This is a genomic window from candidate division WOR-3 bacterium, assembly GCA_039801245.1.
In the GTDB taxonomy this organism is placed as follows: Bacteria; Hydrothermota; Tepidihabitantia; order Tepidihabitantales; family Tepidihabitantaceae; genus JAOABP01.
This window is the reverse complement of the sequence record JBDRUF010000010.1, coordinates 1-15135: the sequence shown is the minus strand read 5'-3', so window position 1 is coordinate 15135 and position 15135 is coordinate 1. Positions and strand designations below refer to the sequence as shown.

The 15135-nt window shown below is 48.6% G+C and carries 14 protein-coding genes; 1 reads left to right on the top strand and 13 read right to left on the bottom strand.

Annotated elements, in window-relative coordinates; all coding sequences use genetic code 11:
* Nucleotides 1-53: 53 nt before the first annotated feature.
* The 11 genes from thpR to ABIK47_02480 all read right to left on the bottom strand — a co-directional run bounded on the left by thpR (nt 54) and on the right by ABIK47_02480 (nt 12330).
* Nucleotides 54-614: an RNA 2',3'-cyclic phosphodiesterase gene (gene thpR / locus ABIK47_02530; protein MEO0019501.1), complete on the bottom strand. Its 561-nt coding sequence runs from the start codon at nt 612-614 to the stop codon at nt 54-56.
* The gene (locus tag ABIK47_02525; protein MEO0019500.1) at nt 611-1834 is read right to left on the bottom strand and encodes a competence/damage-inducible protein A; all 1224 of its coding nucleotides are present in this window, start codon (nt 1832-1834) and stop codon (nt 611-613) included. The genes thpR and ABIK47_02525 overlap by 4 nt, the downstream gene beginning before the upstream one ends.
* Nucleotides 1835-1836: 2 nt before the next feature.
* On the bottom strand, nt 1837-2307 hold the full coding sequence (locus ABIK47_02520) for a phosphatidylglycerophosphatase A (protein ID MEO0019499.1): 471 nt from the start codon (nt 2305-2307) through the stop codon (nt 1837-1839).
* A 78-nt stretch (nt 2308-2385) separates the two neighbouring features.
* Nucleotides 2386-3291: a protein translocase subunit SecF gene (secF, locus tag ABIK47_02515; GenBank protein MEO0019498.1), complete on the bottom strand. Its 906-nt coding sequence runs from the start codon at nt 3289-3291 to the stop codon at nt 2386-2388.
* A 1-nt stretch (nt 3292) separates the two neighbouring features.
* Nucleotides 3293-4960 carry a protein translocase subunit SecD gene (gene secD, locus ABIK47_02510; protein MEO0019497.1) on the bottom strand — a complete coding sequence of 556 codons (1668 nt, stop codon included), beginning with the start codon at nt 4958-4960 and terminating at the stop codon, nt 3293-3295.
* Nucleotides 4957-5676: a pyridoxine 5'-phosphate synthase gene (locus tag ABIK47_02505; protein MEO0019496.1), complete on the bottom strand. Its 720-nt coding sequence runs from the start codon at nt 5674-5676 to the stop codon at nt 4957-4959. The genes secD and ABIK47_02505 overlap by 4 nt, the downstream gene beginning before the upstream one ends.
* Before the next feature lie 64 nt (nt 5677-5740).
* Complete coding sequence (locus ABIK47_02500; protein MEO0019495.1) at nt 5741-6895, bottom strand: glycosyltransferase family 2 protein; 1155 nt, start codon at nt 6893-6895, stop codon at nt 5741-5743.
* Nucleotides 6888-8054, bottom strand: coding sequence for a glycosyltransferase family 1 protein (locus ABIK47_02495; GenBank protein ID MEO0019494.1), 1167 nt, complete (start codon nt 8052-8054; stop codon nt 6888-6890). The genes ABIK47_02500 and ABIK47_02495 overlap by 8 nt, the downstream gene beginning before the upstream one ends.
* Complete coding sequence (locus tag ABIK47_02490) at nt 8047-9159, bottom strand: glycosyltransferase family 1 protein (protein ID MEO0019493.1); 1113 nt, start codon at nt 9157-9159, stop codon at nt 8047-8049. Before ABIK47_02490 ends, ABIK47_02495 begins: the two co-directional genes overlap by 8 nt.
* A 266-nt stretch (nt 9160-9425) precedes the next feature.
* Nucleotides 9426-10859, bottom strand: coding sequence for an O-antigen ligase family protein (locus tag ABIK47_02485; GenBank protein MEO0019492.1), 1434 nt, complete (start codon nt 10857-10859; stop codon nt 9426-9428).
* A complete protein-coding gene (locus ABIK47_02480) occupies nt 10852-12330 on the bottom strand; it encodes a flippase (GenBank protein MEO0019491.1) in 1479 nt (492 codons plus the stop codon). The genes ABIK47_02485 and ABIK47_02480 overlap by 8 nt, the downstream gene beginning before the upstream one ends.
* A gap of 93 nt (nt 12331-12423) precedes the next feature.
* Between ABIK47_02480 and ABIK47_02475 the strand changes: the two genes are divergently transcribed.
* Entirely contained in the window at nt 12424-13773 is a 1350-nt protein-coding gene (locus tag ABIK47_02475) for a hypothetical protein (GenBank protein ID MEO0019490.1), read from the top strand.
* Nucleotides 13774-13776: 3 nt separating this feature from the next.
* Here the strand turns inward: ABIK47_02475 and ABIK47_02470 are convergent, their stop codons facing one another.
* Both ABIK47_02470 and ABIK47_02465 read right to left on the bottom strand, forming a co-directional pair.
* Nucleotides 13777-14973 (bottom strand): Wzz/FepE/Etk N-terminal domain-containing protein, encoded by a 1197-nt coding sequence (locus ABIK47_02470; GenBank protein ID MEO0019489.1) that lies wholly within the window; start codon nt 14971-14973, stop codon nt 13777-13779.
* Between the two features lie 52 nt (nt 14974-15025).
* On the bottom strand, nt 15026-15135 hold a 110-nt coding region (locus tag ABIK47_02465), incomplete at its 5' end, for a JAB domain-containing protein (GenBank protein ID MEO0019488.1).

The window sequence follows — 15135 nt, the reverse complement described above, 5'->3', positions numbered from 1 at the left end:
GATATGACAGGGGGAGTGACCCCGGGGGTAGATTTCAGGGGGAAAATTCTAATTCAACCCTTGAGCGGAAACTGAGAAATTTTCGTATAAACAGGACCGGTGGGCTTTAGTTCACTTTTGAATAAAATCAGTTCTTTAACAAGCCAGTTTGAACTGGCAAACGAAACCCCTTGAATAAATCCAATACTGTCCGGCTCTCTTAATCTGCCCAGGGTCAGATGCGGGCTGAAGGGTCTCTTTTCGGGCACATAGCCAATCCTTTTGAGCGCCTCTGCAACCGCGGATTGCAACCTTTTGAGTTCATCCTCACCCTTTTCCAAACCCGCCCACAAAACCCTTGCCTTATTGGTACTGGGAAAACCGCCCAGACCCTTCAAGCGGCAATCAAATGGTCCGAACCCTTGCGCAACCGCGCCCAGTTCAATCTTTGCCCTTTGGATAAAATCCAAACTCACCTCACCCAAAAAAACAAGGGTGAGATGCATCTGCTCGGGTTTTACCCATTTCACATTCAGTTGGGTCCTAACCTTGAGTTCTCCAATCAGCCGGGCAAGTTCAGACTTCACCTGTTCCGATGTGTCCACCGCAACAAAGGAACGAACCTTCTCGCTCATAACCCCTTTGTCAAAACCCGGCGCAGAAGGTCAAGCGCACCATATCCAGAACGCTCTTTAATTATCCTTCTCGTCCCGGAAAATATCCTCCGCTCTATCTTCACCCTGTTTTTAAATGCAACCCCGATATAAACCAGACCGACCGGCTTCTCCTTTGTCCCGCCTCCAGGACCCGCTATCCCGGAAACCGCAATACCCGCATCAGCACCGATAACCCGGCACACACCAAGAGCCATCTCCCTCACGCATTGGGCACTAACCGCGCCAAAATTCTCAAGCGTCCTTTCCCGCACACCTAAAACCTTCATCTTAATCCTGTTTGAATAGGCAACAACACCGCCAAGATAATATTCAGAACTGCCCGGAACATTGGTCAAGAGGTCGCCAACAAGCCCGCCGGTGCAGGATTCGGCAGTGGCAAGGGTTAGCCCCTTTTCCTTTAAAATCCCACCCACAACCTCAGCCAGGCTCTTCTCCTCCCGGGCGTAAACCCGCTCCTTGAGAAAACCCGCCACATCATCGGCACAAGCATTAACCATTTCTTCATCCCTGCCAGAAAAAAGCAAGTCAACCCCCAAAACCGAGGGATAAAAACCGACAGAAACCAAAGGATATTTCTTAACCGTTCTTATTACCTTTGGTGCAACCCTTGATTCAATCACACCAAATGTCTTCAGGATTGAATGGTAAACCTTTTCTGGGGCAAACCTTGCCTTGAGGTGCTCAAGGACCCCTCTGTCAAGCAAAACCTCAAGTTCCTGCGGCACTCCGGGCAAAAGCACAACTGTGCCTCCCTGATGCTCCAGTACCATCCCTGGCACCATCCCTAAGGGATTTTCAAAGACAGCCGCACCCTCAGGGACAAGAGCCTGCCTTTTTGCCATCTCTGGCATCCGCAGACCTCTCTTTTCAAAAAAGGCGCTGATTCTCTTGAGTGTGGGCTCATGCATTAAAACCTTGCGCTCAAGGAGTTCGCACACAGCATCCAGGGTTTTGTCATCAGGGGTCGGTCCGAAACCGCCGGCAACAAAAATCAGCCGGGAAAGGACCAATGCCCCGGCAAGCGCCCGCTTGATCGCCTCCTTGTCATCACCGACCCGGATAACCCGGCTGACACTTATCCCGATTTTTTCCAGCCGCTGCGCAATCAGGGCAGAATTGGTATCAACCACCCTGCCCAAAAGAACCTCATCACCAACAATGATAATCTCGCATCTCATATTCAACCCCTTAACCAGGGAATTAACAAAACCAAAACCCTTAAAACCACATTGGCACAAACACCGGCAAGGACATCATCCAGCATCACCCCCCAGCCCCCTTTTACCCTCTGAATCTGGTTGATAAAGGGCAGTTTCAAAACATCAAAACCGCGCCAGAGGAAAAACCCGAGGACAAGACCCCAGATTGATACTGGCAGATAAAAGAAGGTGATAAGTGTGCCGCAAATCTCATCAATCGTCACCCTTTTCGGGTCCTTTCCCCATACCTTTTCCAAATCATCGGCAAGCCAGACCCCGAGGAAAAAAACCATAACGATAATAAGTGCCGAGAGCAAAGGCAGCCGGCAGAGAAAAAAGGCGGGAATTAAGGTAAAAAAACTTGTTACCGTTGCCGGTGCTATAGGAAAATAACCGGTGAAAAGACCCGAACCCAATGCCGCCTGAAACCAGAATTTGAGTTTGGGGTTCATAGTTTTTAGTTTGTGGTTTTTGGTTTGGTGGTTATAGAACTGATAACTAAAAACCAAAAACTAATAACCAAGAACTATTTAACGCCGGCGCTTGGTCGGAAAACGGCTCTCCAGTTCCACAACCAGATTGGCAACAATAAAGATTGAGGAGTAGGTGCCGATGACGATGCCAATGGTCAGAACAAAGGCGAAATCCCTTATCTCTGCCGAAGCCAGAATCAAAAGGGCAATGGTAACAAAAAGGGTGGTAAGCGCGGTTATGGTTGTGCGGTTCAGGGTCTGATTTATTGCCCGGTTGCAGAGTTCGGCAAAGCCTCCCTTACGCACCTTTTTCGTATCCTCGCGGATGCGGTCAGAAACAACAATTGAGTCATTAACCGAATAACCAATCACGGTCAAAATTGCCGCAATCAGGGTAATGGTGATTTCCTTGTTGAAAAGCGAGCAGCAACCCAGAGTAATGAGCGTGTCATGAACCAGCGCCAGGACCGCGCCGGTGCCAAACCTGAAGTCAAACCGGAAACTGACATAGATAAGAATGCCGATAATTCCGAGAAGGACCGCCCAGATAACCTTGCTCTGCAACTCCTTGGAGATGCGCGGACCAACCGCCTCATCCCGCAGGATTTCAAAGGGGTTATCAGGAAAAGATGCGGCAAACTGCTGCCTCAATTTAACCGAGAAGCTGGACTCATCACCCGACTTCTCCGAGGGTTTCACCCGGATGAGAAAATCACCGGTCTCGGTCTCTTGGATTGAGGCGCCGCCTTCGCCCATTGCTGTCAGCGCCTGCCTCACCGCATCAATCTTCACCGGGCGAGAAAAGTGAACCTGAACAAGACTTCCACCGGTAAAATCAATCCCGTAACGGAAACCTTTGATAACAATCAAAAGCACACTTGCCAGAACCAGGACCGCTGAGAGAACAAAGAAAAACCTGCGCCTTTGCACAAAAGGTATGTTGGTATCGCCAATAATCCTCATATTATATCCTTAAGGTTTTGACCTCAAAACGGGCAAGGAACCAGTCAAAGATGAACCTCGTCAGAAATACCGCGGTAAGCACATTGATGACCAGACCAACCGCCAAGGTAATGGCAAAACCGCGCACCGGTCCTGTGCCGATGAAATAAAGGGCAATCGCGGTGATGATGGTCGTGGCATTCGCATCAATGATGGTCACCAGCGCCCGCTCGTATCCAGTATCAACCGCTGCCATCGGCGTCTTGCCCGCACGCAACTCCTCGCGGATACGCTCGAAAACCAAGACATTGGCATCAACCGCCATCCCGATGGTCAAAGCGATGCCGGCAAGACCCGGCAAAGTAAGTGTTGCCCTTAAAGCCGCCAGCACCGCAAGTAATAGAAACATATTTAAGAAAAGGGCGATATCCGCAAGAACACCACCAACACCATAATAAATTAGCATAAAAACAATCACCACAACCGCACCAACAAGACTGGCCAAAAGCCCTCGCCTAATTGCATCCGCACCTAAAGATGCACCGATTGAGCGCTCTTCAACCACCTGCACCGGCGCGGGCAGGGCACCGGAATTAAGGACAATGGACAAATCCCGCGCCTTGTCTCCCCTGCGGTCATTCATCGTAATCTGACCTCTACCATTGGGAATCCGCTCCTGAATCCTCGGTGCAGAACGGACAACCCCGTCAAGGACAATCGCCAGCCTCCTGCCCACATTCCTGCCGGTAACCGAGGCAAACTTTGCTGCCCCTTCCCGATCAAGTTCAAAATTCACCACCCAGGTGTTTGCCCGCTCAAGGTCTGTGCCTTGATAAATTGCCGGCTCTGCCCTACGCAACCTTGTTCCCACCAATTCCGGCTCGCTCTTTAACAGATAAACCCGCACAACCTTGGCATACTCTTCAGATTCAACTGGACCAAACCTGAACTCATAACCCTGTGGCCAGAACTCCTTTCCCTTTTCTAAGAGGCTGGAAAAAACCGCTGTGTCGGCAGCAGAAATCATCAAATCCAGTTCATCACCCTCACCGCGCAGATAACTCAAAAGAGAACCCGGCGCCGCCTCCCTACCCGCGCTATCAATTCCCGGTGTGGTTGCCGATTCTGCGATTGTTTTAACCACACCTAACGCCTGCAAACGCTCATCGATTGTCTTCAGGGCATCATAAACCTTTGCCTTCTCCTCAACCAACTGGAAGGTGAGATGCGCTGGCTGCTTGATGATGTTCAATGCCCGCTCCCGGTCAACGCCGGGTAACTGGACTAAAATCCTGCCCTTATCGGTCTTCTGAATTGTCGGCTCAAAAACGCCGAACTGGTCAATTCTGTTCCTGATAACTTCAAGCGCCAGCTCTGGCGCCCTTTTTGCCTCCTCTTCAGTCAACTGACTTCTATCCACATCCAGAACCACATGCATCCCACCGACCAAATCCAGCCCAAGATGGAGAATCCTCTTTTCATAAAGTGCAGCTTTATGACGGTTGAACTCGCTAATCTCGGTCAAAACCCGCTGGCTGTCCGCTGCGGTTGGTGCCTGTGCCAGCCGCTCCTTCAATGACCGCTCCTGTCTGGGTAAAAGCACATAGAGCTGAAAACTGGGATAAAGTACTACCCCGGCAATAACAAAAACAATCAGCCAGATGGCGATCTTGATTTTTGCGCCTCTCAAGTCCGCACCTCCTGGATAAGCCTTTTCATTTCTGCCACTGCCTCCTTCAAACCGACAAAAACCGCCCGGGCAACAATCGCAAACCCGATGGAAAAGCCCTCAGCGATATTGTTCTCCAAAATCGGCACGACATTTAAATAATCAAGTCCATGCCCCACATGAACGCTTAACCCTAACTCTCTCGCCGCCTCCGCACCTTTTTGCAAACGCTGAAGATGAAACTGCCTCCGCTTCGGCTCCTTACTGTAGCGGTCGGTATTTAACTCCACCACCTGCGCGCCCATCTCTCTTGCTGCCTTAATCTGAGCCGGATCGGGCTCAATAAATATACAAACCCTGATTCCTGCCTTTCGTAAATCCGCTACCACGCGCGCTAACCGTCGCCGCTCTTTGAGCACATCAAGCCCTTGGGTTGTTGTCACCTCAGTAATCACCTCGGGCACCAGCGTTACCTGGTCTGGTTTCACCAGCCGAGCAAAACGAACCAGTTCTGGCTTTGCCGCCATCTCCACAGTCAGTTCCGTCTTGATTGTTGTGCGCAGGAGTTTTACATCTCGCCTGTTGATGTGCCGCTGGTCCTGACGGAGATGCACGGTAATGCCATCTGCACCGCCCAACTCAACCAGAGCCGCTGCCTGCACCGGGTCAGGAAAACTCTCCTGTCGCGCCTGCCTGAGCGTGGCGATATGGTCAATATTAACCGAAAGTGTTCGCATTATTGCCGATTTTATAGAAGAAACTGCTAACTGTCAATTTATCTCTTTGGGTCCAAAGTAAACCTCAATCAATCCTCCGCTCAGTCCTTAACCAATTATACTTTAATCGTTTTCCAAATAAAAATTGCCAATAGCCTGCGAGTAAAGCCAGATTTGTCCAAATGAAGTATTGGGGGAAAAGAAATTTCCGCCAAAATCCCCGCATCCAGAGAAGTAAGGGCGTGGTACTGTATATAATAAGTTGAAGAACAAACATCCACAAAAAGAAGGGCGTGCGAGCATTTATACCGCTGGCAGCAAACATCGACAAAAGAAAAAACGGACCAAGCCAGCGTAGATACTTGTGAGAAAAAAAGACAAAAGCAACGAGTCCGTACTTGGGTAAAAGAATGTCACTGTAGCGAAAGAACTGCTGTGCGTTCCCGCGACTTATCCTCATCTTTCTTTTGAACTCGATTTCAGGCGGTTCAATCTTCGTCCAAGAGATTGAATTGGGTTCATAAACAGACCTATAACCACGGCGGAATGCAAATATCCCGAGAACATAATCGTCATTTATAGTATCAGGAGGTAGGGGGTAAAACGCGGACCTCCGCATAAACATCGCCCAACCGTAAACCCCAACAGCCACTCCTAACTTACCTTCCATCTCCTTGATTTTATTCTCATATTTATCCCATAACCCCTCTGGAGCTACTCCCTCTTTATTTACCCGTTTGTAAGCTGGGAGAACGAGTCCCACTTTGGGGTCATAAAAATGCTTCACCCCTGCCATCAATGTATTTGGCTCGAGGAGTACATCAGCATCGGTAAAAAGGATGACATCACCGCTTGCCTCCTTTGCGAGAAGGTTAATTACCGCACTCTTGCCGATGCGCTCCGATACAGTGATCAAGTGAATACGAGAATCATTTTCTGCAAAACGCAACACGATCTCGTTAGTGCGGTCAGTAACCGCATCTGTCCCAACAAGAATTTCCATCTTTTCTTTAGGATATTCAAGGCTCAAACAATTATGCAGTTTGGCTTCTATCGTTAACTCTTCATTCCAAGCAGCAATGGCTACCGTTACCTTGGGCAATTGATACCCCTCCCCTTGTGGCGTCTTCGAGCGATAAATTTTTACCAAGAGCCAGAGAATAAGAGGGAAACCAAACCAGTGATAAGTCAATAATCCAAGCGGTAGCCAAAAAAATACGATGGCAATGATATTAAACATTGTCTCCACGTTTAGTCTCAAGTAGAATTTTACGATAGACCTCAAGATGCTTTGCCGCCGACTCTCGCCAGCTAAACCCTTGGGCGCGCTTCAACCCCCGCTCCCGCAACTGTTGCCATAATGACTCATTCCCCAGTACCATTCGTAAAGCATGTTCAATCTCGTTAGAGGTAGCTTCTTTAAGAATAAAACCCGCATCACCGGCGACCTCCGGAAGAGAGGAAGAACCGGAAAGAATCACCGGCACCCCTGAAGCCATCCCTTCCAAAACCGGCAGACCAAACCCTTCATATAAGGAAGGAAAAACCACCACCCGTGCCAAAGAGTAGAGTCCTGGAAGTAACTCTTGCGGGACAAACCCTAAAAATCTCACATCTTTTTCCAGCCCCAATTTCCGAACAAACCCTTTAATTTTATTCGCACCTCTCCCATCCCTCCCGGCAAGGATAAGTGCATCCGCCAGCCCCTTCTTAATGACATTGACACCCGCCTCAATCAAAGGAATGAGATTCTTCTTCACCTCAATAACACCCACATAAAGGATGAAGCGGCTGGGCAAGTTCAGCTTCAACCGCACCTGTTGGAGATAGGATTCAGGGTGTCTTTTAAGAAAATCATCCCCAACCCCGTTATAAATGACTGTAATTTTCTCCGGATGAACCCTTAAAATCTCAATTAAATCCCTTTTTGCCGAGTTACTGCCGGTAATGATTGCCTTTGCTGTTCGCAAGGCTAATTGGACCTGCAGTTTCATATAGCGCCGGTAAATAGGACCGTATGCCTTAGGGAGGCGCAGAAACGAAAGGTCGTGAATTGTTACCACCGTTTTGCATTTTGCCCAAAGCGGCTTGACGAAATTTGTCCCGTGAAAAAGCGCTACCTCATTTCGCTCAAGATACTTCGGCACATAAAGGTTCAACCAGAATGGCGAATAAAATTTTGCCAAGGGTGTGCCATCACCGACAAACCTACCCATCACCTGTTGCCTGCAGCCATCGGGTACCGTATCCGGTCTTAGGGGGCGGTCAAGGAGCAAATCAAATCTGAACTCAGGGGCCAATTTGGGTAGATAACGCGCCAGTTGCAAAACATAGTTCCCGATGCCACTCATCCGCCTGACCGCCCGCCGCGCATCAAGCGCAATAATTGGTTTAGTCATAAACCACTTCCCGGAATATTTTCACCAACTCCTCAGCCGCCTTGCGAAAACTGAATTTATTGACATTCTCAAAACCCTGCCGGACCATTTCCTTTAGCCGTTCTTCGTTTCTAAGCAACCCCCTTAACCTTTTGGCAAGGTCCTCGTGATCACCACTGCGAAAGTACTCCGCCGCCTCACCCCCGACCTCGGGCAGGCTTGACGAGTCGCTGGAAAGGACCGGACACCCACAAGCCATCGCCTCCAACACCGGCAGGCCAAACCCCTCATACCGTGAAGGGTAAACCGCCAGGAGCGCCGCACTGTAAAGCGCTCTCAGGTCCTCGTCGGCAACCTTTCCGAGATAACGCACCCTTCCCTCTTTCTCGAGCCTCGCCATCTCCTGAAAGACCCCCTTTGACCTCCAGCCCCTGGAGCCCACTAAAACCAATAACGGCGCCTCAGGAACCAGCCTGAGCGCCTTGAATAGGGTGGGATGGTCTTTTCTGGGCTCAATCGTGCTGACAAAAATGAGATAGTCGCCATCAAGGTGAAACCTCTCCCTCACAATTGCCCGTGCCGTTTCCTTGGGCAGCGGCTTAAAACCAAAGGCAGCCGCCTCCTTCACCACTCTAATCTTTTTGCCGTTAAGTCTTAAAAACCTCTCTCCCATCTTTGCCGTAAACCCCGACACACACACAACAACATCTGCCGCATTGGCAACCGGCTTCAAAAGCAGCCGCATCCGCAAAAGCGCCCGCAACTGCATACTTTCCGGTGCAATATATGGGACCAGGTCGTGAAGGGTCAAAACCCGGCGGCAAGGATGTTTGAGTCGGAGTGGCAGATTGGTCGGCTGCGCCCAGAAAACATCAATTTTATCCTCTTTCAGCAACCCCGGCAGAATAAACTGTGTCCAAAGCGTGGGTCGGCGAGACAACAAATTCGGCACTGTGCGGATGCGATAGTTGCTTCCCGGAAGGCAAAGGTCAATTGGCTTTGGTGAATAGATGATAACCTCATCGGCACTAACCACTTGCACCAGCTCCTGGAGCATACTGAGCAAATACCTGCCCACCCCGGTAAACTCAAAGGCAAAGGAGATGCCGTCAACGCCAATCCGCATAATGATAGCCGCAGGAAATATTCACCTCGCAAAGTATAGAGGCAAATCACCCTCAGTCAAGCCAAGTTACAACTCAACCACATCTCCCCCCGCAAAAATTCCCTTACGCCCTTAAATTACCCAAAACCTGGTTTTGCTCTTTCGGGCTGATATGACGACGAGGACCAAAATCGCCCCGGGGATAGTATCTCGGAAAAAGTGAACTACGGCTAAGTTACGGAAATCCGAAAGATAACTCAATTTTATCCCTCTAATTTTGTATATTTTTATGTATACTTAGCCGCCAAGCGCTCGATAGCGATACTCAACCCTATAAAAACTCCCAGCAAGGCAAAAACGCCGGGCATAAATAAAACACAGTCAGCCAGCCCGTGGATGCAATAGGCAACAAGCGCTGCGCTCAAACCAAGACTTAATCCCCATCCCTCCCACTCCCTTTTCACCTTTAAATACCGAATAAAGGCACCAGCCAACAACCAGATAAAAGCAAAAAGCCCAACAACCCCTAAATCCACAAAAATTTCCAGATAGATATTATGGGAATTGAAGTCCAATCCTCGGGAAAGAGGTAGCGGAAAACCGTAAAAGTGCTTCACATAACGAAAGTTCTCTATCCCCACACCAAAAAGCCAGTTGGCCTTGCCAATATTATAGGCGAAGTTCCATAATATCGCCCGTCCAAAAAGCGAGGGGTCATAGGCACTCACACTCTCAAGCCTTCCTAAAAAGACACCCCGGAAAATGGAAAGCCCGGTTATCCCTATAGCTAAGACCACCGCCAGGAAAAGCAGCCACGGGGAGCGGGCTCTTATCAAAAGATAAAGAAAAGCAGCACCAAATCCAAACCAAGAGCCGCGTGACTTTGTGAGAACAAGCATAATCACAAGGAAAACCACCGCGACCCTAAGTAAAAAACGCTCCCTTTTTTGACTCTCTCCCTCTGCCATCCCCAATGCCAAAACCGCCACAGGACCTACAAAAAAGCCCACGGTATTAAGATTGACCTCGGTGAGAGGCAACCTAATCATTCTTCCTCCTAGACCCCAGATCACATCACGCGAGGGGGAAAGGAGAGTGATTAATATCACCACCAAAACTGTCATCCCCACCAGAAGATATAACAACCTTTTCACATCCTCAATTGCCTTAGGCGCTGTTGCCAAGAAATAGGCGATTATCAACACCTCAACGGTAATTGCTGTCATCACTAATAGAAAGCCGCGACCCCACCCATGCCGGATGGCATTGACCGTGGAAAGAACCGTCCATATTCCCAACAAGAGAAATGGCACCCATTTAAGAGAAATCACCGGTGTGTGCGAACCAGCAGACCTTGCCCTTTCCTCTTCGGTCTTCGGTCTTAACCCCTCCGCACCCAGGTAATCTGTCATTTTCAAAAAAACCAAAAGAAAAACTGTTCCTGTGAAAAAAATATACCTGTCATAAGGCGGGGGAAAAAACGAGACACCAGAAAATGGCAAAAAGGTCATAAAGGCCACGAGCACCCTTTGGATATCATTAACGAGCAAAGCCCATAATAACAGTTGAAAAGGGGCTATCAGCACCGCAATTGCCAAACCGGGAAGACCCAAATAGAGCAAAAAAAGAAAGATTAGAATAAGACCCGTCTCAAATATGAGGAAAAGGTGCAACTGCCCTTTTTTAAAAGAAAACGCCTTTACCCCTAAAACCTCACTCATTCTGTTTTTTCAACAACGCATAGCCAAACTTCAAATCCTGGCGATTAATACCACCTGTTAATAGGAGAAAAATCATATAAACAATCGCACTCAACACCAAAACCGCCAAAAGATTCCAGCTCCGCCCAACCAGCGCAACCACTCCCACTGGAATTGCAGCGCCAAACCCTAACAGCAAAATTATCACAAAACGGCTGAATTTGATTCCAGCGGCAGTTTTCAACTGCCTGATAAACAGGTAGCCTGTGCCAATCGCCTCCGCACTCACAATCGCAATTGCCGCACCAATCGCTCCCCACTTGGGGATAAGAATAATATTACCCAAGACATTAACCCCCAAAGAGATTGCCGCTTGAATTGTCCCGACAACCGGTTTATCTATTGCGATAAAGTAATTGCTGATTAAGGAATTGAGGCAGGCAAAAAAACTCCACCATATCATTACCGCCAACACCCCAACCGTCCCTCCATAATTCGAACCATACACCAGGAGTGTAATGGGTTTTGGTAAGACGCTCCCGATTACCGCAATTGGTGCCATCAGTAATGTCATATACCTCAACGCTCTCTCAAAAGCCTTTTGCAACCGGGGCAAATCGGAGACGAAAAGCCGGGAAAACACCGGATAAAGGGCACTGGAAAAGGCAAGCCCGAGGAAGGTGACCGCCAGCGCCAACCTGTAAGCCGCAGTGTAGATGCCAACTGCCGCATCCCCGTGAATCTTGGAGAGAAATGTTGAGCCGTTCCAGTAATAAAAGGTAACAAGGATAAGTGTTATTCCCACAGGTGCTGCCGCCTGAATCATATTGCGCCACTCTGAGAGGTCAAAACTGAGTCCCGGTCTGACAAAAAAGCAGGAAATAACTACGAAGGCAAAAAGGGCGGCAATAAAACCACTCACGACATATAAAAGGGCAAACATCTCCACCGCTTTCGCACCTGGAGGGATAAGTAGCGCCCCCACAATTAAAATTCCACTCTGCAGTAGACGGGTCAACGAGGTCCAATGCATCCTTTCGAATCCCTGAAATACATATACAAAATAGGAGGTAAACGCGGTCTCAAGAACAAACACACTGGTGATGTAGACTATTTTAACCGTCCGCCAAGGGTAGCCCAAAATGTTCACCAAGACAATAATCAAGATTACTACCCCAAAGGCGGCAAAAAGTTTTATCCCCAAGGCGTTTCTCACATACTTGGCAGCATTTCTTTTATCCCGAGCAACACCACGGGCGGTTATTGTTCCTAACCCCAGATCCGAGAAGACCGCCAGCATTGTTACAAATGCCAGTGCGAAGGAAAGCACCCCGTAATCCTCAACACTAAGTTTCCGGGCTATTACCACATAAAATCCAAACATAATCAATTTATTGGCAATATCGGCAATCGCAAGGAAAAAGGTATTGGCAGCAATCAGCCGCCCGGTTACGACGGGGTGGTCAGCGTCCAATGATGGTAAAGAAGCCATTATAAAATCTCACCCACAACCAAGTTTAAAAAATACCTGAAGGGTGTCAAATTACTCATTGACTTAGATAGGTTTTTTTTATACGATGCTGTTATGTGGTCAAACCAAACTGAATGTTCAGGAGGTTCAAAATCCAAAAACACCCTGACAGCGATTGTTATGTTTTTCGTTGTCTTTCTCCTTCATTCCGTCAGCCTTAACGCCACCTCTGATGACTCCCGCTGGTCTATTCATACCGCGATGAGTATTATTAAGGAAGGAAACACCGATTTAGATGAATATCGCCCTCTCGTCCTCAAGGAACCCTCCTATCTGTATGAATTTGTCGATGGTCATATCTATTTCCGTTATCCCATCGGTGCCTCCATTTTGGCAATACCATTTGTTTATATTCTTGATAAGGTATTTCCCCTCCTCTTCCAAACCTTTCCTCCTCTGGAAGCCCTTGTGAAAAGATTAATGAGTCAACCACCATCACAATTAACAGTTATCACCGCTCACCAACTTGCCGAGGTGATAATAGCATCCCTGTTTGTTGCCATTACCGCCCTATTTATCTATTCTTTAGCCCTGTTTCATTTAAAGAGGAACGGCGCGCTCGCAATAGCCCTTCTATTTGCCTTCGCCACTCCGGCATGGTCAACTGCCAGTCGGGCTCTGTGGCAACATACGCCCTCCATATTGCTTTTAACCATCGCCCTTTTCTTGGTTATTAAAGCAAAAACAAAACCAGCCCTCGTGCAGTTTCTCAGCCTGCCCCTGGGTTTTTCGTTTATTTGCCGCCCCACCAACGCCATCGCCATCATCGCCTTTTCCATCTATGTCTTTCTTTACTATCGCCGTTATTTCCTACTTTATCTCTTCTGGGGTCTTGCCATCCTTGTCCCGTTTGTTCTTTATAACCTCCATATTTATCATCTTCCCCTCTCGCCATATTATCTCCAAAGTGCCACCTCAACCACGCATCTCCTTGAGGGACTTTTGGGCACCCTTTTCAGCCCCAGTCGGGGGGTATTCGTTTTCTCGCCGGTATTACTCTTTTCAATCTACGGGATGGTTGAAAAGTTGCGGCATCAAAAGGAGGAGATTGATATCGTTTTGATCATTATCATCCTCCTCCATTGGATTGTCATCTCCGCCTTTCCCAACTGGTATGGTGGCCATACCCTGGGTCCTCGTTACTTTACCGATGTCATCCCTTATTTTATCTACTTCCTAATCCCGGTTTTTAAAAAACTCCCCACCCTCAACCACTTTAAAAGAACGGTTTTAACATCGCTATTTATTTTTAGTGCCACAATAAGTTTTCTTATCCATCTCAACTGTGCCATGAACCGGGCAACAGAAAGATGGAACGCCGAGCCTGTTGATGTTGACAAAAATCCCGCACGGGTCTGGGACTGGTATGACCCTCAGTTCCTGCGGGGAATCATTCGTAAGTAGAAGCTACAGATGCCCACGGAATGCCCGCCTCACCTCAGCCCAAAGAGTCACCCAAGAGGCATACTCTTCTGCCTTCACCCGGCGCAGATACTCAAAATACTCACTAATAAAGGCAAAACCAACCCCAAGGGCAAGACTAAATACAAACCCTCCTATCGTGAAGATACTCCGTTTGGGAAAACTGTGGCGCTGCGGTGGCACCGCATAGTCCAAGACGGTTAATGTCGGCGCATCCCGAGCCTCCAACACCTTGGCATACTCATACTGCTGATAGAGCATCGCATACGCCTCCTCCAAAATCCGATAGTCCCGATAACGCCGCGCAAACTCCGCACCCACCTCAGGCAGATGCTCAAAAGAGACACCAAAGCCAACGCCAAAACCTTTTGCTCCACCATGCTCCAGCTGCCGCAACTGGTCTGAGAAAGCCTGCACCTCCCGCTGAAGATTAATGTAGTAAGGGTTGTCAGGGCTGGAGATATCCTTAATCGCCTCCAGTTCTGCCTGTTTTACATAAGCCTGGGATTTGAGCCGGGCATAGGCATCAATTGCCGCCTTGGTTTCCTCATCAACGGCAACAACCTTGTGCCGAGCCTGAAATACCTTTAACGACTCCTGGGCAATAGCGAGCGTTTTCTCCATCTCTCCCAGCCGCCTTTCTAAGAAAACCCGCATATTATGACCCCGGCTGATATTTGATGTGCGGAGAAAATTGTCCAGTTCGCTGATATAGGCATTGGCAATCTTCGCTGCGAGGTGCGGGGTCTTTGCCTCCACACTTATCCGCACAATCCCCTCGCTCCCCACACCAACCTTTGTCATCTTTCGCAGTTGCCTCTGCACCAGCTCGGTTTTTGTCGGCTTAATCCGATAGTAGTAGGCGATACTGCACTCATCAGCAACCTTAGCCACGATTGTCCGACTGGAGAGTATGCCTGCCATAATATCCGAAGCGGTTGCCGCGCCCCCCAGACCACTGATGCGCAACTTACTCAAACCACCCAACCCTGTTCCCAGCACACTGGTCAAGCCAAAAATATCCCCTTCATCTGTTGGCGGTAACAGTTGCGCGGTAGCGGTATAACGCTTTGGCAATATAAACGAAACCGCTAACACAATCACGGTGATAATAACGGTGTTAAGAACAATCAGCTTGCGCCATTTCAGAATTATGGCGAGGTAATTAACCAATCGGTTCACGCCCAGAGTCTAAAAAAACTATATCAATTGTCAATTAGGGCATCCCTATTCCCTAAAGTAGCCCATGGGTGCGAAAACTGTAATATCTATCCTGCGCGATAATGATGTGGTCAACGAGCCTGATACCTAAAACCCTTCCCGCCTCAAAAAGCCTTTTAGTCA